The sequence below is a fragment of the Pseudomonas sp. D3-10 genome (assembly GCF_051132175.1).
GTDB lineage: Bacteria > Pseudomonadota > Gammaproteobacteria > Pseudomonadales > Pseudomonadaceae > Aquipseudomonas.
Window position 1 is genome coordinate 358,784 of sequence record NZ_CP071668.1, and the last position, 19,438, is coordinate 378,221.

Sequence of the window (19,438 nt, forward strand, 5' to 3'; positions counted from 1 at the left end):
TTCCAGGAGCAAGAGTCCGAATAAAGAGCGCTAAAGCGCCATTCCGGTTGCCGGTTGCAGTGCGAATCAACCCGTACAAGGAAAATAATCATGTTGAACAAGCGCTTTACTTTGATAGCACTGGGGATATTGAGCAGCACACAAGCCATGGCCAACGACCAGGCTGAATCCAAGGGGTTCGTTGAAGACAGCAGCCTGAAAGTGCTGTTGCGCAACGCCTACATCAGTCGCGACTACAAGGACGGCAACCGGGACAAGGCCGAATGGGGCCAAGCGGCCATCGGTACGTTCTCGTCCGGCTTCACCCAAGGCACCGTGGGCGTAGGCGTGGACGCCTTCGGCCTGTACGCACTGCGCCTGGACGGCGGCAAGGGGCGCACCGGTGCGCAAGGCATCGACTTTTTCAAGAAGGGTGACAGTGGCAACGCCGCCGACGACCTGTCCAAGTTCGGTGCCGCGGTGAAGTTCCGGGTTTCCAACACGGTGCTGGCCTACGGTGACCAGATGCCGGCCCTGCCGGTGTTGAACTATGACAACTCGCGCCTGCTGCCGGAAAGCTACACCGGCACGCTGATCACCTCCAAGGAAATCAAAGGCCTTGAACTGAACGCAGGCCGCTTCACTGCCGAGTCGCGCAAGAGCGCCGAAGGTCGTGACAGTGGTGGTCTGAAGTCGATCAACGTGATGGGCGGCAGCTATCAGTTCACCGAGCAGTTCAAGGCTTCGCTCTACGCCTCGGATGTCGAAGACGTCTTGAAGAAGCAATACGTGAATGCCAACTACGTGTTCCCATTGGCCAAGGATCAGTCCTTGACGCTGGACTTCAACGGTTATCGCACCAAGCTGGACAACAGCTACGTTCGCGAAAACAACGTCACCGGGGACGACAATAAGATCTGGAGCCTGGCGGCGACCTTCGCCACCGGCCCGCACAGCTTCACGCTCGCCCATCAGCGCAGCACCGGCGACAGCAACCTCGGCTACGCCTACGGTGGCTACCAGCGTGATCAGAACCGTGTCGGTGATGGCGGCAATACCATCTACCTGGCCAACTCGTACTGGTCGGACTTCAACGCCGAAGACGAGCGCAGCTGGCAATTGGGCTATGGCCTGGATTTCACCACCTTCGGTGTACCGGGCCTGACTTATAACGTGGCCTATGTGCGTGGCGATAACATCACCACCTCCACCAGCGAAGGCGGTACCGAGCGCGAGATCTTCAACCAGTTCAAGTACGTGGTCCAGGGCGGACCGGCCAAAGACTTGAGCGTGCGGTTGCGCAGCTCGTTCCTGCGCGTGTCGCAGAAGTCCAGTGAGTACAACGTCAGCGGTAATGAACTGCGGGTGTTCGTGGATTATCCGATCAATGTCTTTTGATCGTTGACTGAATCGCCCGCGTTTGATGAAAAACCCGATCTTTGGATCGGGTTTTTCTAGGTGCCTACCTTTATTCCAAGACCGTTTTCTGTTCAAGGCGCAGGACATCAAGCAGGGTTTGCTGTGGATTGGGTTCAGCGCCCATGAGCTTTGAAAAATAGCTCACCTTGCGCTTGAGAACACTCCTGGGCCATGCGCAATGGATATCAGGATGTTCTTCTTCGAGCCACTGCATCAGATTGTCGATCGGCGCAGACTGGTCCTGCTCGGCTAAAGCATCGAGTAACCCTTGCGGTACTTCCCACCATGGCCAATCCTGGACCATCGGCACCTTCCTCGGGCTTGCTTCCAGCGGTTTGCCATTGATCAAATACCGTTCGAACACCGGTAGCAAGGCTTGGGCGTCGTCTCCCAGGCCTTCAAGGATCGGATAGATGAAACGTCCATCCCAAAACCGGAAAAACACCTCGCGACCTTTCGGCATTTTCACTTGCGTCAGGCTGCGCAGATGCCCCAGCACCTCCTCCGGTTCACAACGGGAGACAGCAAGCCAGCCCCAATCGAGGGCGTCGGTTTCGGTAATCCATGGCAGGAACGTTGAGTCGGGGGCGAGTTTCGTGACGTAGGGCATTACCGCATGCCAGGTGGAATAGGGCGTTTCGCTCCAGATAGGCAGGAGCGGATGGCTAGGTCCGCTCAGGCGATAGGTCCCCAGGGCGTCCGTATCGCTCGCCGCGCTAATGATCAGGTAAAGGTGTTCGTTTTCCCGCAGGGGCTGTTGGGCCAGCCAGGCGATGGGGTCGAGGGTCTTGAACGCCAGGGTCGTCATCCGGCTCTCCTTGCCAAGGGTATGGGGCCGGGCTTCACCCGGGGATGAGGCGCAGCAATCAAGGATCAAGCCAGGTTCGGCGAGTGCCGCGTGGTTCGGTGTTTACGACGGATTTTCAATGGCTTGGAGGAGCGGAAGTCGAGAATGACGAGCAAAAGATGCCTGATTGATTGCGCACTGTTGTGCCATGACTTGCGCACCCTCGTGGCGTCGAAAGCTGTGGGCGGTCTTTCCCCGGAATGAGGGTTCTGCGATGCAATTTTCCCAACGTAAAGTCGTACTAATGAAACTTTTTGCACCGTTTCAAACATCGCTTGAAATGCTTCAAATACTTTTTCATGGACGCAAATCCTGCACCTAATAGATTAGTCCGCTCAATGTAGTGGAGACCTATGAAAAATGATCGTTTTGAACAGGGAAGTGGGCGAAGCGCTAAGACGTGACAAATACGTCAACGTCCGCGGTGGAGACTTCAATCTCTACGGTCATTTCGGCGATTTTGTCCGGCTGACCAAAAGCTGGGAAAATATGGAGCCCGACAGCTATTACGGCCAGGCCGAGTCAGGCATGCGTTTTCGCCGCTACAGCGATTTCGAATACAACCCCACGACTCGTGAACTCAAGCAGCTCGAACACCGAGCCTATGTCCAGTCCAAGGCCAACAACAGCTACGTGGGCGGATTGGAGCGGCACTTCCAGGATTTCTCCAATGAAGTGATCAATTCTCCGGTGATGCGCAGCCTGATCGACACAGACTTCGACGTGTACAAAAACGTCCTGCCCCAGGAACTGCATGACGAAATCTGGCAATGCCAGATCCATCAGATCCGCATCGAGATCAAGCCGGGCAAGCAATTGGAAATCACCCCGGAAGGCATCCATTGCGACGGCTATCCGTTCAGCGGCGTCCATTTCTGGGGCCGAAATAACGTGTCCGGTGCAGAAAGCCGTCTCTACAGCCCTCAGGAAGAACAACTGGCGGCAACCACTTACGAGGATATCCTCGATACGACATTCTTCCTCGATCGGGACATGCGCCATTATGTGACCCCGGCGCGCAATATCCACAGCCATGAAATGGCGTTCAGGCAGATTCTGGCGATCTCCTTCTCGCGGCCCGGGACCGCTTTTGACATTGTTCGCTGAGCAGCTCGAACCGATGGACGATTCGGTGCAGCAAGTCCTGTTGCGCCGAGCCATGGTCAGGGACGCGGAGCGACTGGAGCAGTTTTTCCGGGGTTTTGCCGAGGTGTCATTCTGCGAGTGGCAGGATGCGCGGTTCCTGCGCGGTGTGTTGTTGCAGGAAACCACCACCGCCTACATGGCGTTCGATGCGATGGGTGAAGTCGTCGGCGCGGTCATCGGCGGCATGCTGGGCACTCGAGGCACTATCAATCACCTGGCGGTCAGCCCGAGGCATCGTACCCAAGGCCTGGGCCAGCGTCTGGTGGAAGCGGCATCGGCGGATATGAAACGCGTGGGTGTACTGCGCATGTTTCTGTTCATCGACGATGCCAACCTGGCTGGCAAGCGCTTCTGGGCCGCCCAGGGGTTCTGCGAGCCCCAGGGTGAAATCACTTTCGAGAGGGATTTATGAACAAGACTTCCAGCCAGCCGCTGGTGGTCGAACCACAAGCCTCGCGAACCTTCGCTGAAGCCAGTCCGGTAGTTGCGGGTTATTTCACGGTTTCGTTTGTGTTCGGCCTGATGGCGGTGAATGCTGGGCTGCCATTGTGGCTGCCAGTTGCGATGTGCCTGTTCGTCTACGCAGGCGCCTCGCAGTTCGCTGCGCTGGCGCTGATTTCCAGCGGTGCGTCGTTGACCACGATCGTGCTCACCACGTTCCTGATCAATGCGCGCCACATGCTCATGTCCGTCTATATGGCCAAGGCATTACGGGCATTGGGGCTCAGTCGGTTCGAGCGCTGGTGCTACGCGGCGGGGCTTACGGACGAGTCGTTCGCCTTCCACAGCGTCAAGCTGGGTAGTGGGGCCCCGGTCAGCCTGCGCTACCTGATTGGCTTCAACCTTTTTTGCCATGCGTCCTGGGTATTGGGCGGCTTGTTGGGGGCCATCTGCGCGCAATATGCAGCGCACCTGATCAAATATCAGCTCGATTACGCCCTGACAGCCATGATGCTCTACGTCCTGGTTTCGCTGTGCAATACGCGCAACAAACTGATTGCGGCTCTGGCGGCGGTCGTCTGCATGGGCGTGCTCAGCCTGGTGGGCAATTCACCGTTCAACGTATTCATCGCCACGTTTGTTGGCTGCGGGGTGGGCGTATGCCTGACCAAACGTTCCTGATCCTTGTCGTTGTGTTGATGATGGCCGTGACCTTCCTGCCGCGGGCCTTGCCATTGCAGGTCAATACGGAAAACTGGCCACCCTTCGTCGCCCGCGCGCTGGAATACCTGCCGGTAGCGATTGTCGCCGCCATCAGCCTGACTCCGTTGTTGATCAAGGATCAACAGATACAAATCGACCGCCCTGAGTTCTATGCTGCGATTCCGACACTGCTATGTGCGTATTTCAGCCGCAACCTGTTTCTCAGTGTGGCGGTGGGCACGGCGTCGTATATCGCGCTCGGTTCGTTCCTGTAGCGTCAGGTCTACCACATCGTGCAGCGCCTGGTCGCAAAGCTCGGGATTGTTAACCGCCAGGCGCACTTCCAAGAAGTCTTCGAAATCAGGGAAGATGGCCAAGCCGTTGCGCATCGCCGCGTCCCTGGAGACAAGCCCCAGGCCGTCGAGCTGGGTGATCAGCGACAAGGTCAGCGTTTCGCTGCAGGAATACACCATCCTCTGGCTGGGTCCGTATTCGCCGAGACCCGCGTCGAGAAAACGCAAGAAGCTGTGGGAATACGGGCATTCCTGCGCAGGGCGCACCTGGAATTTGTCGACGAGCAAGCCAAGGGAGTCATCGTGGTTACCGCAATGGGCCCCGACCACCTGCACTTGCACATCCGGCATCGGGATACTGGTGAAACCGCTTTGTTGGCCGATCAGGATCGCCAGGTCGAAATGCTCGTTCTTCAGCTTGCTCAGGTTCTCCATCGACTCGGCATAACTGAACTCCAGCTGGTATTCAGGAAAAACCGCGATCAGGCGATCGATCATGCGTCGATTGAAATCGGGCGTAAGCGTCGTGTTGAGCGCCACTTTAAGGCTCCGTTGCCTGGGGGCCTTGAGCGCCGCGACCTTTTCTTCGAGTTGCCGAGTGGCCGCCAAAACCTGATCCATGAAAGGCGTCAACTCAGAGCCTTGGGTCGTCAATGTCAGGCCTTTGTTCGAGCGACGAAACAACCGGAACCCGAACTGTTCCTCAACCTTGTTCAATTGCGCCGCCAATGCCTGCACCGTAAGGCACGACTGTTCCGCGGCGGCCGACAACGAGCCGGTCTGCATGATGCGCATGAGATTGCGTAAGGTTCTGCTATCCATGAGGTAATGCCCTCTGCTTAAGTGGGCTCGCTATTGTTGGGCACCTGGCCGGGTCTGGCGGTGCGATGCTGGCTATCATCAAGCACCTTGTCACGCTTGTCGCGGTTTTGTGGCGAAAAGCGCTGGCAGGCGATGATTGGAGCTTATGCGCGATTCTGGATTTTTGCTGGGGCGGCGTGTAGGCCAATTCAATTAACCCGGAATACGGGACGCATCGTGTAGAGAAGCTGACTTTATTACAGTCGATGTTGTACGTTTTTGAATTAAAATTTAATTTTTGTACGCATATGTACTAATCTTCAGATATCAACCTGTAGCAAAGGAGCCAGACCTCATGGCGACCTCTTCGATTACCTTGAGTACCCAGCAACAATTGGACTCCCCGGATGCGGGTCGAGTCGCTTTGAAGTTTTTCTTCAATCTGATGGAGTTGTGGGGCTGCAGCGTCGAGCAGCAGCGCACCTTGTTGGGAAAAGTAGGAAACACGACCTTTTACAAGTACAAGCAGTTACCCGAAAACGTCAGGCTGCCGCGAGACACCCTTGAGCGCATTTCATACCTGATGGGTATCCATAAAGCCCTGAGCATCATTTTCAGCAACAGCCGCGACCGTGTGTATCAATGGGTCAGCAGCCCCAATGCTGCCGCGCCGTTCAACGGTCAGTCAGCGCTGTCGTACATGTTGGCCGGGCGGGTGGTGGATATTGCCGATGTGCGGCGGTACCTCGACGGAGTACGTGGTTGATGGCGCCGCCTCTGGCGGAACCGCAATGGAAACGGGCCTATCGGATCGTCAATAGCAGTTTCCCGCCGATCACCCTGTTTGAAGATGTGCTCGATCCGCAAGACCTCGCCACCGCCTATGCGTTAGAAGCTTTGACCAATGATCGGCTCATGGAAGAAGCCGGCGTGCTCTCCAGGGTTCGTCCTGAAGATCGCGTTTCGGGTCCTGGTTCGTCACCCGTGATGGCGGCATTTACCCATATCGGCAAAAGCAGCCGTTTCAGCGATGGCACGTTTGGCGTTTATTACGCTGCCAGCAGCCAGGAAGCGGCCATTGCCGAGACGTGTTACCACCAGGCTCGGTTCTTGGGGGCGACCAACGAGCCGGACCTGGAATTGACCATGCGTACCTATGTCAACCAGGTCGTCAGACCCCTGCACGACATCCGCCACGATTATCCGCATCTGCACAATCCAGACCCCACGGCCTATGGCCCGTCCCAGGTATTTGCCCGGGAGTTGCGCGCAACCTTGTCCTGGGGGCTTTTGTATAACAGCGTCCGCCTGCCTGGTCACGAATGCATCGCCGCGTTCCGGCCGCCGGCGGTGTCGATTCCGGTGCAGGGCAAGCATATTCGTTATGTCTGGAGCGCCCAGAAACGGGAAATATCGTTTGTGTTTGAGGTAAATCAGGTGTGATAGATCATATCTTGAACTGCTGCACCGAAGCCTGCATCGAGCCTGCGGCATCGTTCAAATGATCTGCCGTTTTCGTCAAATCGTGGATCGAGCGGGTGTTTTCCCTAGACTGCTCGGCGATCGACTCCACCCGTTGGGCCATCTCATCGCTGGCTTTTGATTGCTCGGCGATGGTCTGGGAAATTTCCTCCACCACTTCGGCGGCATGCCGGGCGCCTGTGCGGATTTCACTGATGGAAACCCCGGCCTGCTGTGCCAGGTTCACGCCTTCGTCCACTCGGCTCACACAGGCCTGCATGTTCGCCACCGCATCTCGTGCGCTTGATTGGATGCGCTCGATCATCGCGGTGATTTCCTGGGTGGATTGCGTCGTGCGCGCCGCCAGGTTGCGTACCTCGTCGGCCACCACCGCAAAGCCGCGGCCCGCCTCGCCGGCGCGAGCGGCCTCGATGGCTGCGTTGAGGGCCAGCAGATTGGTCTGTTCGGCGATGCTCTTGATCACCTGGATAATGGAATGGATGTCCTCGGACGATGCATCCAGCGCGGTGATTTTGCTGGACGATTGGGCAACCACCTCAGCGATTCGATTCATCCCTTCCACCACGCCAAGGATCACCTGCCCACCGCTGCTCGCCAGTTGTTCTGACTGCGCCGAAATGGTCCGCGCACTGTCGGCGTGCTGATGGATCTGGCTTATGTTCGCCATCATTTGCTCCATGCTCGCCGCCATGCTGGTGGCGCTCTGGGCCTGCTGGTCGGCACTGGAGACAATCTGCCGCGCCGTATCGCCCAGATTCCGTGATGTGCCGTGCAACTCATCGCTCTGGCTGCGGATCGTGGCGATCATTTGCCGCAGGTTGGCCTGCATTTGCTCTATCACCGCCTGCAATTGCCCCAGTTCGTCATTTCCATGAGCGCCCATTGAGCGCTGCAGGTCACCTTGGGAAATGGCCTGGGTATTGAGGATGATTTTATTCAGCGGCGTGAGCACAGCCTTGAGCAGGCTCCACGACAACAACGCCAACGCCACACACGTGGCCAGTAAGGTGATGATCAACCAGCGCTCGGAGGTGTTGATGCTCTGATCTTGAAACTCGCGAGAGGAATGCGCCTGGCTCTCGATCAGTTCACTGACCGCCTCGTTGCGCTCCTCCAGGGCAGAAAATGCCTTGTCGAATTCAATGCGCAACGCCCGGCCATCCTGAGCGCCGCTCAGCGCCTTGCCAATCACTTGCTTCGCTGAGGCAATATAGGCCTCGGCCTGAGGCTTGAGCTCGGAAATGGTCTGGGAAATAGTACCAGGCAACCGCGCCTCGGCGTTTTCGGCAATGACCTTGCGCATCCGCTGTGAATGCTCATCAAACGCCTCGTTTACTTCCTTTGCGCCTTCGGCATCTCCCGGCGCCGCTAGCAAGGCAGCCAACACATCGCCACGTATGGCGTCGTGCATCATGTCCGCCTCCATGTGCTTGCGCATGGCGGAAATACTGGTCTCGTTCTGCGCCAAGGCCTCGGTCATGGCGTGATAGCCCCAGAGCCCGATACCGCCCAGCAACAACGCAAAAAACAGGCTGACCAACCCCGAACCTACAACCTTGGTGCGGATTCTCATCGCTTACTGCTCCTGGAGCGGGGATGTCTGGGAAAGTGTAGTCGAGCGCCAGCGGCGGCTTGGGATGGGCCTGGCTCTTATATATAAAGCTATCGGCGGAAAAAGTGATTAGATGAACCCGTGGCGAGGGAGCTTGCTCCCGCCAGGCTGCGTAGCAGCCCTCTATCAGTCCCGTAGCACCGAAGAACCCAATGCTGCCCGGCGCCTCCAGTACCTTCACCACGCCGTCAATAACGGCCTTGCCCCGTCCTGCAAATAATACGAAGCCCAGGCATACCGATCCGTGCCGCGAATCATCGCCGCTTCCTCTGGATTACGGCCGACGATGTCGTGAACACCAACGAAGCGATTTTTAGTGAAGCTACGGGACGCGGGAGCTTCGATTGCCATTGTGGGTGAGAATCACTGGCAGAAGATGTTGTTTGGCTGAGTTGGCCTAGGAAGGATTGCCCGTTGTGTTGGGCGAAAAGATGTCGGCGGGTTGATGATCTCATCGCGAGCAAGCTCGCTCCCACAGGTTTTCTCAGGGAGCGGAGGCAGGAGAGCACACCAGAAACAACAAAGCCCCCGCATTTCTGCGAGGGCTTCGTTTTGTATGGTGCCGGCACCAGGAGTCGAACCCGGGACCTACTGATTACAAGTCAGTTGCTCTACCAACTGAGCTATACCGGCGTGTGGGCGACGATTATAGCGATTGGGAAGGTTCTGTAAACCCCTGAATTCTGACTATTTTTAGACGAGCTGCAGTTCTGGTGGATGTGGCGCCGCTGGGCGGGGCGCGAGGGGCCTGGTAGCGTGCGGTTGCCTGACTTGAATCGAGGCAAGCCAAAGCACTTGATGCCTGAGCGCAAAAGACGCCAGACCCAACCTTTATGCTGGTTTGCTCAAACGCTTATGCACAATCGAAAGGACGCTGCGAGGGATATCTTTCTGTTTTGTGACCGCTTTCCCGTTTGCTCGCAAGCTGCTGTTTTCATGGTTTTTTATCCATGTGAACAAAAAATGACCAGCTAAGATTCAGCCCGGAAATCGCGGTTTTCTTGGATTCTGGTTTAATTCATCAACAGAGTTATCCACAGGCTGTTTCGCCTCATTAACGTTCTGCCAGCAATAGCAAGTTGCGCGGTGTCAGAGGTGTCTCGCAGAAGGTGCCAAGGCGGACGTTGTAGCTGTTCTGAGTAAGGAAAAGTGCCCGGTCCAAGACCAGCCAAAGCTCCAGGGGGCGGCGGAAAAGGCCCCGCACCAATTCCAGGTTACGCACCTCGGCCAAACGTTGGTGGCCGGCTGCTTCCAGGGCGACCCAATCAGGCGTGCCGATTGTGGATAAGTTTTTCAGGGCAGCCAGGTCGGTGCAGTACTGGGCGAAGGATTTTTCCAGCCAGACGCTGGGCAAGGAGGGCGTGGGCAGGTAGTCGTCGTGCCCTCTGATTTGCCGTTGCAGCAGGTCGAAGCCCAGGCGCCAGGCCATGGATTGGTCCCGTTGTCTTCTTACGCGGGCGCCTGCGGTGACGGTCTCGGTCTGCGGCAGGCTCAGATCGTCGAGCGACAGCTGTAGGGCAGAGCCTTTTGCGGCGTCGGACAGCGGCTGATATTCCGAGGTGCTGATGCGGTTGTAGCAGCACGGCGCGATAGCCAATTGTGCGCAGCCAGCGGCGCTGGCCAGACGCATCAGGCGCACATGCAAGTCGCCGCAAGCGTGCAGAGCCACCGGGGTGTGTCCGGGGCGCAGCGCCTGGTTTGCGTCTGCCGCCAATACGTCTTGTTGCGAGTGCGTGGCGGGCAGGTGATGGCGTTGGCTCAGCAACTGGCCGCTGGCGACCAAGGCGGGGTCGTATTCCAGGCAGGTCAGTTGTTGTCCATCCTGCAACAGGCGCCGGCCAAGGTGGCCTTTACCGGCGCACCAATCGAGCCAATGGATCGGTGGGGTGGTGAAGCGCAGGCGGCTGGCAAAGGCTTCTATCTGCTGCCATTTGCGCCCGGGTACGTCGACGTTGAGGCGATGGCTGGGAGCTTCGAGCGAGTTGGCCGGCAATTCAGCCACGGCGCTCAATGCCCGGGAGAGAGCAGCCAGTTCCGGGAATGGCGCTGGCGCGCTCTCAATCAACCATGGTTGATGATGGTCGTTTTCCGCTGCGTCCAGCGAACGCTCGCGTAGCCATCGGGCCAATTCCGGGTGGGAAGTTTCCCAAGGCAATTGCAGATGCGTGAAGGGCCGAGGCTTCCATAGTGACTGGTGCGTTGTAAGAAACGCATCCAGCGCGGTGAAACGGGTGAGCAATGCTTCACCCGTCAGCACGCTGTCAGCGCCCTTGGCAGGCATCGACGCGCAGCCAGCGTTCAAGCTGCTTGAAGCCTTGCACCAGTACGAAGGACATCAGCAGGTAGAACATGCCGGCCGCGAAGAAAATCTCCACTGGCATGTAGGTCCTGGCAATGATGGTGCGCGCCATGCCGGTGAGTTCCAGCAGGGTCACCGTGCTTGCCAGGGCGCTGGCCTTGAGCATCAGGATCACTTCGTTGCTGTAGGCGGGCAAGCCGATGCGCGCGGCCCGGGGCAGCATGATGTAGAACAGCGCCTTGGGCCGCGACATGCCCAAGGCTCGTGCGGCTTCGATTTCGCCTCGGGGAATGGCCTGGATGGCGCCGCGCAGGATCTCGGCGATGTAGGCGGCGGTGTGCAGGGTCATGGTGGCCGTGGCGCACCAGAACGGGTCCCGCAGATACGGCCACAGCGCGCTGCTGCGCACGGCATCGAACTGTGCCAGGCCGTAATAGACCAGGAACAACTGGACCAACAGTGGCGTACCACGGAAAAAGAAGATGTAGGCGTAGGGAAACGCCCGCACGTACCACAGCCGCGATGAACGGGCGATACCCAATGGGATCGCCAGCAGCAAGCCGGCGATCACCGCGATGGCCACCAGCTCCAGTGTAAGCGTGGCGCCCTGGGCCAGTTTCGGCAGCCACTTGATGATGACTTCCCAGTTCATTGGGTGCTCCTGGCAAAGCCGCGGGCGGCGCGTTTTTCCAGCAGGTGCATGCCGATCATGGCGAGCACCGTCAGGCCCAGATACATAAGCGCTGCGACCATATAAAAAGTGAACGGTTGCTTGGAAATGGTCACGCCGATTTGCGCGTGGCGCATGATTTCTTCCAGGCCGATCACCGAAACCAGTGCGGTATCCTTCATGAGGATCATGAACAGATTGCCCAGGCCGGGCAGGGCGATGCGCCACATCTGCGGCAGGATCAATCGGGTGAAGATCCGCCATTTCGACAGGCCAAGCGCCACGCCGGCTTCACGGTGCCCCTTGGGTATCGCCAGGATCGCACCGCGAAATACTTCGGTGGCGTAGGCGCCAAAGCATAGGCCGAGGGCGATGACGCCGGCGGCGAAGGCATTGAGGGCTAGGTCGGGATTGCCGAAATATTCACCCAAGGCACGCATCAGGTTGACGGTACCGAAGTAGATCAACAGCACCCAGAGCAATTCCGGAATGCCGCGGACCAGTGTCGAATAGGTGCCGCCAAGCCATTGCAACGGCTTGTACGGGGAGGTCTTGGCCAAGGCGCCGAGCAGGCCGAGCACCAGCCCCATGCAGAGAGCCGAAAGGGCCAGCTTGACGGTCATCAGCGCGCCGGCGGCTAGCGCCGGGCCGAATCCGTAGAGGTCGATCATCATGGGCGTGTGTTCATATCGCGGCAGGCTTTGCTAAGGGCCGGCGCTATTGGGTAGCAACGCCGGCCAGGCACGTCAGTATCAATAGATGCTAAACGGGAAGTACTTGTCGTTGATCTTTTTATAGGTGCCGTCGGCAACGATTTCCTTAAGCGCGGCATTCAGTTTGTTGCGCAGTTCGTCATTACCCTTGCGCACTGCAATGGCGATCTTGTCGCCTTCCACCACTGGGTCGCCCTTGAACTCATAGGCACGGCCGGCGTCGGTTTTCAGCCAGTCGTAGTTCACGTATTTGTCCGCCAGGATCCCGTCAACGCGGCCGGAGGTCAGGTCCAGATAGGCGTTTTCCTGGGTATCGTAGAGTTTCAGTTCGACGCCTTCCATGTTGTCCTCCATCCAGGTACCAGCCAGGGTGGAACGCTGGGCTCCGATGACCTTGCCCTTGAGGGAATCTTTATCGACTTTGAACTCGACGTTTTTCGGCGCAATGAACTGCAGCTTGTTGGAGTAGTACGGGTCGGTGAAATCAACGGCCTGCTTGCGCTCTTCGTTGATCGACAACGAAGAAATCAGGAAATCGAACTTTTGGGCCATCAAGGCCGGAATGATGCCGTCCCAGTCGGAAGTGACCACTTCACATTCAACTTTCATCTTGGCGCACAGCGCGTCGCCGATGTCTTTATCGAAGCCTACGACCTGGCCGCTGGCATCCTTGTTATTGAACGGCGGATAGGCCGCCTCGATGCCCATTTTCAGTTTGTCGGCCGCCATGACGTTGGCCGAGAAGACCAGGCTGGCGGCAGCAGCCAAAAAGAATTTCCTGTAGGTCTGCATAGGTACTGCTCCGTTAGCGGTTGCTGGACATGAATTGTTTGCAGCGCGCCGAAAGCGGGTTTTCGAAGACCTGCTGTGGCGACCCTTGCTCCTCGACCAGCCCTTGGTGAAGGAACACGACTTCACTCGATACCTGGCGGGCGAAGCCCATCTCGTGGGTTACGAGCAGCATGGTACGACCTTCTTCGGCGAGGGCGCGGATCACGCTTAGTACTTCCTGGACCATTTCCGGGTCAAGGGCAGAAGTCGGCTCGTCGAACAGAATGACTTTAGGTTGCATCGCCAATGTGCGGGCGATGGCGGCACGTTGTTGCTGGCCGCCGGACAGTTCGGCAGGGTAGGCGTGGCGCTTGTCAGCAATGCCGACCTTGGCCAGCAAGGCTTCGGCCACTTCCACGGCTTCGGCCTTGCTCTGGCCCAGCACGCGGCGCGGGGCTTCGATGATGTTGTCGAGCACGCTCATGTGCGGCCAGAGATTAAAGTTTTGAAATACAAAACCAATCTCGCTGCGCATGCGATTGATCTGTTTGCCATCGGCGGCGATCAGCTCACCGTTTTTGGCAGCCTTGAGCTTGAGCTCCTCGCCTGCGACCAGAATCTGACCCTGGTTGGGATTTTCCAGCAGATTGATGCAACGCAAAAACGTGGACTTGCCGGAGCCGGAGGAACCCAGGATCGAGATCACGTCACCGTCGCGAGCGGTCAGCGAGACGCCTTTGAGCACCTCCAGCTTTGCGTAGCGTTTGTGCAAGTTGCGGATTTCAAGCGCGGGCGTGGCCTGGGCCATGTGCGATCCTCATGATTTGTGCTCCCTTGCTATTGGCAGCCTTCCTGGCGAGGCGGCCAAGCTAGCATGCGTCCGAATGACAGCCAACAGCGCTTCGGACGGTAGACCGATGATGAGTGACAGGTTGTCGCATCGGCGCAGCAGACTGTCGCGCCATCAACAACCGAACGGCTGTTTGAACCCTGTCCATCGGCGATTTGCCCGGGGAGTCGCGTAAAAAAAGGCGCGATGGTGCCAGCTTTGGGCGGGGGTGGGAAGGGTTAACCGGATGAGCGTTGTCTATTCCGTTTGGCATTCGGCTCAACTTCCAATCGATCTGAACATGGGTGTTCATAAAACGATCAAACGAGGTGGTGTTCCCTATCAGGAGTTGTGGTCATGAAGTTGCTATATTGCCCCATCGTTCTGGGTGCGCTGCTTTTTCCCATCATGCTCAACGCCACCAACCTCGCGCCCATCGACAACGCAGGCGTCCAGGTCCAGCCCATGCAACAGAACGGTATCAGCTACCTGTCCGGCGGTATCGGCGAAGACGAAGCCCGGGCCATCGAACAGGCCCAGGGCTACAACCTGCACATGACTTTTGCGATCGGCCCGGAGGGCAAATACGTCCCGGATGTGGAGGTGACCGTGCAGAGCTCAACGGGACAGACATTGCTGACGCTCAGCGACGCAGGCCCATTGGTGTATGTACAACTGCCGCCGGGCAGTTACAGCGTGATAGCGACGCGTAACGGCGAGGAGCGTCGCGACACCGCCAAAGTGGGCAGCGGAGCCGCGCGCAAGCTAGTGTTCCATTGGAACAGCAGCGAGTAGCCGAGGGCTTACTCGCTGGCGGGCTCTTCCATGGATTGGCGATAACGGTCCAGCGCCTCACTGAAGTCCTTGATGAATTCCGGCGTGCTGAGCCAGCGCTGGGCGGCCTCGCGGTCCATGTCGTCGGCCCACATGCGGTAGTCCACCAGCATATCGGCGGCCAGGTTGGTGGCGGCCATGCCCTCGTTTTCCGCGTTCTTGAGGTCCAGCAGGCCCGGACGCTCGATGATCATTTCGCTGACGTCGGCAAGCAGCGTGTCGAGCATCTGGCTGCGGCTGACGGCCTCGGCTTCACGCAACTTGGCGAATAGCTCCAGCACATAGACCGGCGGCTGGGCAGTGGCGTGAGCCGGATCGCCGTACATCGGGATGGATTTGCGCCCGGTCATACGGATTTGCTTGGCTTTGTCTTTGGCGCGCTTGGCGCGTTTCTGCTGTTTGTTCAGTGAGGCCATTGGGCTTCGGTTTCCAGTTCGTTAGGGGGCGGTGGCCGGCTCAATCGATTTTCGGCACGGTGAAGCGGAATTCGCTGCCTTTGCCTGGCTGGCTTTCGGCCTGCAGTTTACCGCCATGAGCCTGGACAATCCCCTTGGAAATATAAAGTCCGAGGCCGGTGCCGTTCGGGTTGCCGTCCTTGGTGGTCCAGTAACGGTCGAAAACATGAGGCAGTTGTTCTGGCGCGATGCCCTCACCAGTGTCGCGGACACTGAATACGATCTCATCGCCTACCGACATTGCGCTGATACCTACGCTACCTTTCTGCGGCGTGAACTTGATGGCATTGCCAATCAGATTGGACAGCACCTGGAACAATCGCTCCGGGTCCGCGTTGATCCTGAGGTTGGGTTCGGCGTGGAAAGAGATATCGATGGCCTTGGCAGAGGCCAGCGGCGTCAGTAATGAACACGCGTCTTCGAATATCTGGCTCACGTCCATCGGCTTGGGGTGGATGGTGTAGCGGCCGGCGTCGATGCGCGAGGTGTCGAGAAGGTCCTCCAGGAGCGAATTCATACGGCTGGCGGCCTGCTGCATGGTATCGATGGCCGAAGAAATTCGCTTCGAGCTGTGGGAGCCATCGGAGCTGAAAGCCTTTTGCATCATGCCGCACAGCATGGAAATGACCGTCATCGGGTTGCGCAAATCATGGGACACGACTGCAACCAACTCATCCCGGGCCTGCACCGCCTGGCGCTCCTTGCGAACTTGCCGTGCCAAGTCGTTTTCCAGGGCCGAGCGCCGCAGGTCGTTGGCGGCGAATACATCGCCATGGCTCCATTTGGTACTGATGCCCCCCATTTCGACTTTCCAGATTTCGAACGACGTCCTCGGGCGTAAGCGTAGTCCGGTCGCGCTTTGCTCCAGGTCGAGGGGTTTTTGAGGGTCACCGCTCCAATTGATGGTTTGCTTGACCTCGGGGCGGAACCACAGCACGCCATTTTCCACTGGCTTGGGCAGATGAATCGCCAGCACACCGCTCGCAACCTCCGGATAAGCCTTGGCCGGCGCGAAAATTTCGCCCAGGTTATGGTGAGCAAAAACCGGTTGGTCGGTTTCCATTATCCATTTGTGCAATTCACGAATCTGCTCCGGTTCCGGGCACTGTCCGTGCCGATGCAGCTTGTTGTCCTCGATGATCGCAACGCCATTGGCCCCGGTGAGTTCCATCAGACGCTGTGGGTCGTGGGACAGACTGTCAAAGACGTTTTCGCTGGATTCGGCCATGAGAGTGGCAAGCGCCCCGAGGTCTTCGAGCTTGGCGTCCCGTTGCCCTGCCAGTTCAAGAGCCTCCATCGCACTGATCTGCAGTGAGAGGATCTGGCCGATCGTCTGACAGGCCATGCGCATTTGGTGGGGAACATGCAGCGGCTGGCGGTTGCCGCAGCTGATCAATCCCCATAATTGCTCGCCTTTCATCAGCGAGATGCTCATGGATGACAACACGCCCATGTTCTTCATGTATTGACGGTGAATCGGCGAGACGCTGCGCAGCGTGGAAAAACTCAAGTCCAGTGGCGCCTGCGTATCGGGGCGCAGCTCGGGCATCAGCGGTACCGGCGTGTAGTCGGCGTTGGGGATGATGCGCAACCAGTTGGTGCGATACAGTTCGCGAGCCTGTTCCGGAATGTCCGATGCAGGGAAAAACAGGCCCTTGTAGAGCTCCATCGAAGGCGCGCTGGCCTCGGCAATGACTTGCCCGTGGCCTCCTTCCTCGAAACGATAAATCAGGACGCGGTCGTATCCGGTCATGGCCTGGATCTCCCGCACGCTGATTTCGTACAGGGCCTGGAGCGTTTTCGCGCTTTGCAGGCGCTGCAGCATGCGGCCCAGGTTGGCCTCGCCATTGACGCCCTCGGGGCGGTAGTCGGTCAGGTGCTGTTCCAGTTCGACAATCAAGGCGCCCTGATGGCGGTGGATCAGGGCGTCGAAGCGCTGCTGGTTCACTACGATGTCGAGCGGAACGTTGTCTCTTTCAGTTTCGGTGCGGAAAGCTTCCAGAAGGGTTGCGGCCTGTTCCTGCCCAAACAGTGCATCCAGGGGCAGACCGAGAAGCTCTTGAGGATCATACCCTGTCAGTTGTTGCGCGTTTGCGCTGACCTGGCGGATCACGAAATCAGGCTCGGACAGCATCAGCAATACGCCGTGAGGCTGGATGGCCCCGGGGAAGCGGATCGGTTCGTCTGCGCAATTGGCCAGCAATTCTTCGAAGGCTTCTTGGTTTTCCGGTTTCATAACAGAACCTCCTGACTGGCCAGCCAGCGTTCAAAACAGATGAATGTCGCCTTGGCAGCGCGTGTGGCTTCGAGCGTCTGGTCGTCGCCAAGGTTCCGGTCACCTAGATACTGAAGAAAATCCTTCCAGCGCCGGCCGGTAAGTTCTCCATAAACGTCGAGGAAAGCGGCACCGCTGGATGAATCAAGACCTAACTGTTCGGCCACCCTGCGTCGCAGGATCTGTCCGCCCAATGTTGCGCCTTCCAGCACATAGGAAACGCCGAGGGCGGCGGCCGGAGAATCAATCTGCGGCAGAAGTTGGCAGACGGGCAACGAGTCAATCGCCATTTCGTCCAGACCCAGCGCCATGAGATCCGCTCGTAGCACCGGCAGCTTGATGCGTAGGGATTGGTCCAGCCCCGTCGGCGTCAGCGCGAGAATATGGAGGCGACGTTCCAGTGGCTCATAAAAACCGTGGTATGCCGCTATCAAGCGCCGGTACAGGCCTAGATCCAGTTGCTCCGAGAAAAACGGCAAGCGTTTCTCCAGGGCAATGTGCAGTTCAGCGGTTTCAGTCCGCAATGCCTGGATCAGGGAGGGCGGAGGGGCGGACGGTGCAGGCATGCAGAATGAAGCTCTTTGAGTGGAGCGTTGCAGAAAAAAACGCATCAATCTTACACAGGTTTATTGGGTGGGCGATCGTCAATAGGCCGCTTTATTGTTCGGGCGGCATGGCCGGTCTGTCGCTCCTGGTATTGGCCGGCGAAGAGGTGTTCATTACCTTCACGGCGGGTGTCCAGCCGTTGGGCGTAATCCACGACAGGCTACGCCGTAAAATCAGGCTTGGCCTTGGCTCAGTGCTTGGGATGCGGCCACATAGTCGGCTTGGAATTGCTTGCTTTCCACCCAATCCAGCGCGGTCTGCTCATCGACACCCGTGGTCAGGCGACGGTACTCGATCAATGCAGTGATGATGAAGTCGGTGGCCTCTTCTTCGCCTTCCTGTTCCAACACGAGCGCCAGCAGCGGATGTGCCAGGAATGCTTCGCACATGGCTTTCTGGCTGACCTTTTCGGCGGCGCTCATGAGTCCGAACAGATCCGACAAGTCCACGGTTTCCAAGTCGACGCGCTCATCGTTCGGGTCAAGGAAATCGTTTGGCGCAGCAGCACGCTGAATGCGGTTGTTCTTGGCTTTCGCCTTCGCGCGCTGGCTGCGTTTGTGCTGTTTGTTCGCCGATGACATGGTCGGATTCCTGATGGATAAGACGATCTATCCTACAGCTTCGACGCGGACGCTTCGAATCTCAATCGACTATGAAGAGCGTGGCCCCTGATGAAGTCGAAGACCGATGGGGCTCGGCCTGGTCCGCCACCTGGTAGCTCATGCCTGGCTTGAGCAAAAATTGCCGGCCATCTTCGAGCTCGGTATCGAGCTCGCCCTTTAGGCAAAACAGGATATGGCCCTTGGTGCACCAATGGTCGGCCAGGTAACCGGCGGTGTATTCCACCATCCGTACCCGAATGCTCCCGAACTGCCGCGTTCGCCAATAAGCGGTTCCGGTAATGCCCTTATGCTCGGTGGGCTCGATGGTGGACCAATCGGTGGTGCCGAAGGGGATGCCAGTGATGTCCATTTCGACTCGCTTGCTGGAGGGGAGCGGACGAATGTAGCTGAGTCGATAGGGCGGCGGAAGAAAAATCCGGGCAATAAAAAACCCCGATCAATTTCTTGATCGGGGTTTTCGGTATTTGGTGCCCAGAGACGGAATCGAACCGCCGACACGGGGATTTTCAATCCCCTGCTCTACCGACTGAGCTATCTGGGCAACGGGGCGCATTAAACGGGTTTTTCAGGGGGGCGTCAAGCGAGTTATCAAAAAATATTTAATTATTACCGTCGCTTACGATTCGCCCCCGCTCTGGAAG

21 protein-coding genes, 2 tRNA genes and 1 pseudogene are annotated in these 19,438 nt (G+C 58.0%); 8 read left to right on the forward strand and 16 right to left on the reverse strand.

The window, feature by feature from the left end; genetic code table 11:
• The first annotated feature begins 90 nt into the window (after positions 1-90).
• Positions 91-1,377, forward strand: a complete 1,287-nt coding sequence (locus J3P90_RS01555; protein WP_434608328.1) for an OprD family porin — start codon at positions 91-93, stop codon at positions 1,375-1,377.
• A gap of 70 nt (positions 1,378-1,447) precedes the next feature.
• Here J3P90_RS01555 and J3P90_RS01560 read toward each other — a convergent pair whose 3' ends face one another.
• Positions 1,448-2,206 (reverse strand): DUF4123 domain-containing protein, encoded by a 759-nt coding sequence (locus J3P90_RS01560; RefSeq protein ID WP_434675741.1) that lies wholly within the window; start codon positions 2,204-2,206, stop codon positions 1,448-1,450.
• 399 nt (positions 2,207-2,605) lie between these two features.
• Between J3P90_RS01560 and J3P90_RS01565 the strand changes: the two genes are divergently transcribed.
• Genes J3P90_RS01565 through J3P90_RS01580 form a run of 4 tightly spaced genes read left to right on the forward strand, consistent with a single transcriptional unit; the run spans position 2,606 to position 4,809 of the window.
• Positions 2,606-3,352 carry a 2OG-Fe dioxygenase family protein gene (locus J3P90_RS01565; RefSeq protein WP_420766404.1) on the forward strand — a complete coding sequence of 249 codons (747 nt, stop codon included), beginning with the start codon at positions 2,606-2,608 and terminating at the stop codon, positions 3,350-3,352.
• 13 nt (positions 3,353-3,365) lie between these two features.
• Entirely contained in the window at positions 3,366-3,803 is a 438-nt protein-coding gene (locus tag J3P90_RS01570) for a GNAT family N-acetyltransferase (protein ID WP_434676530.1), read from the forward strand.
• On the forward strand, positions 3,800-4,513 hold the full coding sequence (locus J3P90_RS01575) for an AzlC family ABC transporter permease (RefSeq protein ID WP_420766403.1): 714 nt from the start codon (positions 3,800-3,802) through the stop codon (positions 4,511-4,513). The genes J3P90_RS01570 and J3P90_RS01575 overlap by 4 nt, the downstream gene beginning before the upstream one ends.
• On the forward strand, positions 4,492-4,809 hold the full coding sequence (locus J3P90_RS01580; protein ID WP_039592671.1) for an AzlD domain-containing protein: 318 nt from the start codon (positions 4,492-4,494) through the stop codon (positions 4,807-4,809). The genes J3P90_RS01575 and J3P90_RS01580 overlap by 22 nt, the downstream gene beginning before the upstream one ends.
• On the opposite strand, the gene J3P90_RS01585 is transcribed toward J3P90_RS01580, so the two are convergent.
• Positions 4,726-5,649 (reverse strand): LysR family transcriptional regulator, encoded by a 924-nt coding sequence (locus J3P90_RS01585; RefSeq protein WP_434675742.1) that lies wholly within the window; start codon positions 5,647-5,649, stop codon positions 4,726-4,728. The genes J3P90_RS01580 and J3P90_RS01585 overlap by 84 nt on opposite strands.
• 334 nt (positions 5,650-5,983) lie before the next feature.
• Here J3P90_RS01585 and J3P90_RS01590 point away from each other — a divergent pair, with 334 nt between their 5' ends.
• Both J3P90_RS01590 and J3P90_RS01595 read left to right on the forward strand, forming a co-directional pair.
• Positions 5,984-6,394 carry an MbcA/ParS/Xre antitoxin family protein gene (locus J3P90_RS01590; RefSeq protein WP_434561166.1) on the forward strand — a complete coding sequence of 137 codons (411 nt, stop codon included), beginning with the start codon at positions 5,984-5,986 and terminating at the stop codon, positions 6,392-6,394.
• A complete protein-coding gene (locus J3P90_RS01595; RefSeq protein ID WP_420766400.1) occupies positions 6,394-7,071 on the forward strand; it encodes an RES family NAD+ phosphorylase in 678 nt (225 codons plus the stop codon). The genes J3P90_RS01590 and J3P90_RS01595 overlap by 1 nt, the downstream gene beginning before the upstream one ends.
• Before the next feature lie 4 nt (positions 7,072-7,075).
• Here the strand turns inward: J3P90_RS01595 and J3P90_RS01600 are convergent, their stop codons facing one another.
• From J3P90_RS01600 to J3P90_RS01635, 8 genes and pseudogenes are all read right to left on the reverse strand, one after another.
• Positions 7,076-8,683, reverse strand: a complete 1,608-nt coding sequence (locus J3P90_RS01600; protein ID WP_434675743.1) for a methyl-accepting chemotaxis protein — start codon at positions 8,681-8,683, stop codon at positions 7,076-7,078.
• Positions 8,684-8,876: 193 nt separating this feature from the next.
• A pseudogene (locus J3P90_RS01605) lies at positions 8,877-8,992 on the reverse strand (DUF3077 domain-containing protein); the annotation flags it as partial.
• A 287-nt stretch (positions 8,993-9,279) separates the two neighbouring features.
• Positions 9,280-9,355, reverse strand: a tRNA-Thr gene (locus J3P90_RS01610).
• Between the two features lie 421 nt (positions 9,356-9,776).
• Complete coding sequence (locus tag J3P90_RS01615; RefSeq protein ID WP_434675744.1) at positions 9,777-11,003, reverse strand: methyltransferase; 1,227 nt, start codon at positions 11,001-11,003, stop codon at positions 9,777-9,779.
• Complete coding sequence (locus tag J3P90_RS01620; protein WP_420766354.1) at positions 10,984-11,673, reverse strand: ABC transporter permease; 690 nt, start codon at positions 11,671-11,673, stop codon at positions 10,984-10,986. Before J3P90_RS01620 ends, J3P90_RS01615 begins: the two co-directional genes overlap by 20 nt.
• Positions 11,670-12,365 carry an ABC transporter permease gene (locus tag J3P90_RS01625; protein WP_434675745.1) on the reverse strand — a complete coding sequence of 232 codons (696 nt, stop codon included), beginning with the start codon at positions 12,363-12,365 and terminating at the stop codon, positions 11,670-11,672. The genes J3P90_RS01620 and J3P90_RS01625 overlap by 4 nt, the downstream gene beginning before the upstream one ends.
• A 78-nt stretch (positions 12,366-12,443) precedes the next feature.
• Positions 12,444-13,196: an ABC transporter substrate-binding protein gene (locus J3P90_RS01630; protein WP_434561154.1), complete on the reverse strand. Its 753-nt coding sequence runs from the start codon at positions 13,194-13,196 to the stop codon at positions 12,444-12,446.
• 13 nt (positions 13,197-13,209) lie between these two features.
• A complete protein-coding gene (locus J3P90_RS01635; RefSeq protein WP_420766351.1) occupies positions 13,210-13,983 on the reverse strand; it encodes an ABC transporter ATP-binding protein in 774 nt (257 codons plus the stop codon).
• A gap of 378 nt (positions 13,984-14,361) precedes the next feature.
• Here J3P90_RS01635 and J3P90_RS01640 point away from each other — a divergent pair, with 378 nt between their 5' ends.
• Complete coding sequence (locus tag J3P90_RS01640; protein ID WP_434608295.1) at positions 14,362-14,799, forward strand: carboxypeptidase regulatory-like domain-containing protein; 438 nt, start codon at positions 14,362-14,364, stop codon at positions 14,797-14,799.
• A gap of 8 nt (positions 14,800-14,807) precedes the next feature.
• On the opposite strand, the gene J3P90_RS01645 is transcribed toward J3P90_RS01640, so the two are convergent.
• From J3P90_RS01645 to J3P90_RS01670, 6 genes are all read right to left on the reverse strand, one after another.
• Entirely contained in the window at positions 14,808-15,254 is a 447-nt protein-coding gene (locus J3P90_RS01645) for a hypothetical protein (RefSeq protein WP_420766349.1), read from the reverse strand.
• Between the two features lie 40 nt (positions 15,255-15,294).
• Entirely contained in the window at positions 15,295-17,529 is a 2,235-nt protein-coding gene (locus tag J3P90_RS01650) for an ATP-binding protein (protein WP_434675746.1), read from the reverse strand.
• Positions 17,526-18,134, reverse strand: coding sequence for a biliverdin-producing heme oxygenase (locus J3P90_RS01655; protein ID WP_434608288.1), 609 nt, complete (start codon positions 18,132-18,134; stop codon positions 17,526-17,528). Before J3P90_RS01655 ends, J3P90_RS01650 begins: the two co-directional genes overlap by 4 nt.
• Before the next feature lie 213 nt (positions 18,135-18,347).
• Positions 18,348-18,755 (reverse strand): hypothetical protein, encoded by a 408-nt coding sequence (locus tag J3P90_RS01660; protein ID WP_434675747.1) that lies wholly within the window; start codon positions 18,753-18,755, stop codon positions 18,348-18,350.
• A gap of 61 nt (positions 18,756-18,816) precedes the next feature.
• Positions 18,817-19,146 carry a DHCW motif cupin fold protein gene (locus J3P90_RS01665; RefSeq protein WP_420766345.1) on the reverse strand — a complete coding sequence of 110 codons (330 nt, stop codon included), beginning with the start codon at positions 19,144-19,146 and terminating at the stop codon, positions 18,817-18,819.
• A 116-nt stretch (positions 19,147-19,262) separates the two neighbouring features.
• A tRNA-Phe gene (locus J3P90_RS01670) sits at positions 19,263-19,338 on the reverse strand.
• Between the last annotated feature and the right edge of the window lie 100 nt (positions 19,339-19,438).

What these genes read in the sequence shown, in the direction of transcription:
- J3P90_RS01585 (WP_434675742.1), bottom strand. Translation starts at nt 5,649, where the DNA reads ATGGATAGCAGAACCTTACGCAATCTCATGCGCATCATGCAGACCGGC.
- J3P90_RS01645 (WP_420766349.1), bottom strand. Translation starts at nt 15,254, where the DNA reads ATGGCCTCACTGAACAAACAGCAGAAACGCGCCAAGCGCGCCAAAGAC.
- J3P90_RS01555 (WP_434608328.1), top strand. Translation starts at nt 91, where the DNA reads ATGTTGAACAAGCGCTTTACTTTGATAGCACTGGGGATATTGAGCAGC.
- J3P90_RS01615 (WP_434675744.1), bottom strand. Translation starts at nt 11,003, where the DNA reads ATGCCTGCCAAGGGCGCTGACAGCGTGCTGACGGGTGAAGCATTGCTC.
- J3P90_RS01600 (WP_434675743.1), bottom strand. Translation starts at nt 8,683, where the DNA reads ATGAGAATCCGCACCAAGGTTGTAGGTTCGGGGTTGGTCAGCCTGTTT.
- J3P90_RS01650 (WP_434675746.1), bottom strand. Translation starts at nt 17,529, where the DNA reads ATGAAACCGGAAAACCAAGAAGCCTTCGAAGAATTGCTGGCCAATTGC.
- J3P90_RS01590 (WP_434561166.1), top strand. Translation starts at nt 5,984, where the DNA reads ATGGCGACCTCTTCGATTACCTTGAGTACCCAGCAACAATTGGACTCC.
- J3P90_RS01565 (WP_420766404.1), top strand. Translation starts at nt 2,606, where the DNA reads ATGATCGTTTTGAACAGGGAAGTGGGCGAAGCGCTAAGACGTGACAAA.
- J3P90_RS01625 (WP_434675745.1), bottom strand. Translation starts at nt 12,365, where the DNA reads ATGATGATCGACCTCTACGGATTCGGCCCGGCGCTAGCCGCCGGCGCG.
- J3P90_RS01580 (WP_039592671.1), top strand. Translation starts at nt 4,492, where the DNA reads ATGCCTGACCAAACGTTCCTGATCCTTGTCGTTGTGTTGATGATGGCC.
- J3P90_RS01655 (WP_434608288.1), bottom strand. Translation starts at nt 18,134, where the DNA reads ATGCCTGCACCGTCCGCCCCTCCGCCCTCCCTGATCCAGGCATTGCGG.
- J3P90_RS01660 (WP_434675747.1), bottom strand. Translation starts at nt 18,755, where the DNA reads ATGTCATCGGCGAACAAACAGCACAAACGCAGCCAGCGCGCGAAGGCG.
- J3P90_RS01635 (WP_420766351.1), bottom strand. Translation starts at nt 13,983, where the DNA reads ATGGCCCAGGCCACGCCCGCGCTTGAAATCCGCAACTTGCACAAACGC.
- J3P90_RS01630 (WP_434561154.1), bottom strand. Translation starts at nt 13,196, where the DNA reads ATGCAGACCTACAGGAAATTCTTTTTGGCTGCTGCCGCCAGCCTGGTC.
- J3P90_RS01595 (WP_420766400.1), top strand. Translation starts at nt 6,394, where the DNA reads ATGGCGCCGCCTCTGGCGGAACCGCAATGGAAACGGGCCTATCGGATC.
- J3P90_RS01665 (WP_420766345.1), bottom strand. Translation starts at nt 19,146, where the DNA reads ATGGACATCACTGGCATCCCCTTCGGCACCACCGATTGGTCCACCATC.
- J3P90_RS01560 (WP_434675741.1), bottom strand. Translation starts at nt 2,206, where the DNA reads ATGACGACCCTGGCGTTCAAGACCCTCGACCCCATCGCCTGGCTGGCC.
- J3P90_RS01640 (WP_434608295.1), top strand. Translation starts at nt 14,362, where the DNA reads ATGAAGTTGCTATATTGCCCCATCGTTCTGGGTGCGCTGCTTTTTCCC.
- J3P90_RS01575 (WP_420766403.1), top strand. Translation starts at nt 3,800, where the DNA reads ATGAACAAGACTTCCAGCCAGCCGCTGGTGGTCGAACCACAAGCCTCG.
- J3P90_RS01620 (WP_420766354.1), bottom strand. Translation starts at nt 11,673, where the DNA reads ATGAACTGGGAAGTCATCATCAAGTGGCTGCCGAAACTGGCCCAGGGC.
- J3P90_RS01570 (WP_434676530.1), top strand. Translation starts at nt 3,366, where the DNA reads ATGGACGATTCGGTGCAGCAAGTCCTGTTGCGCCGAGCCATGGTCAGG.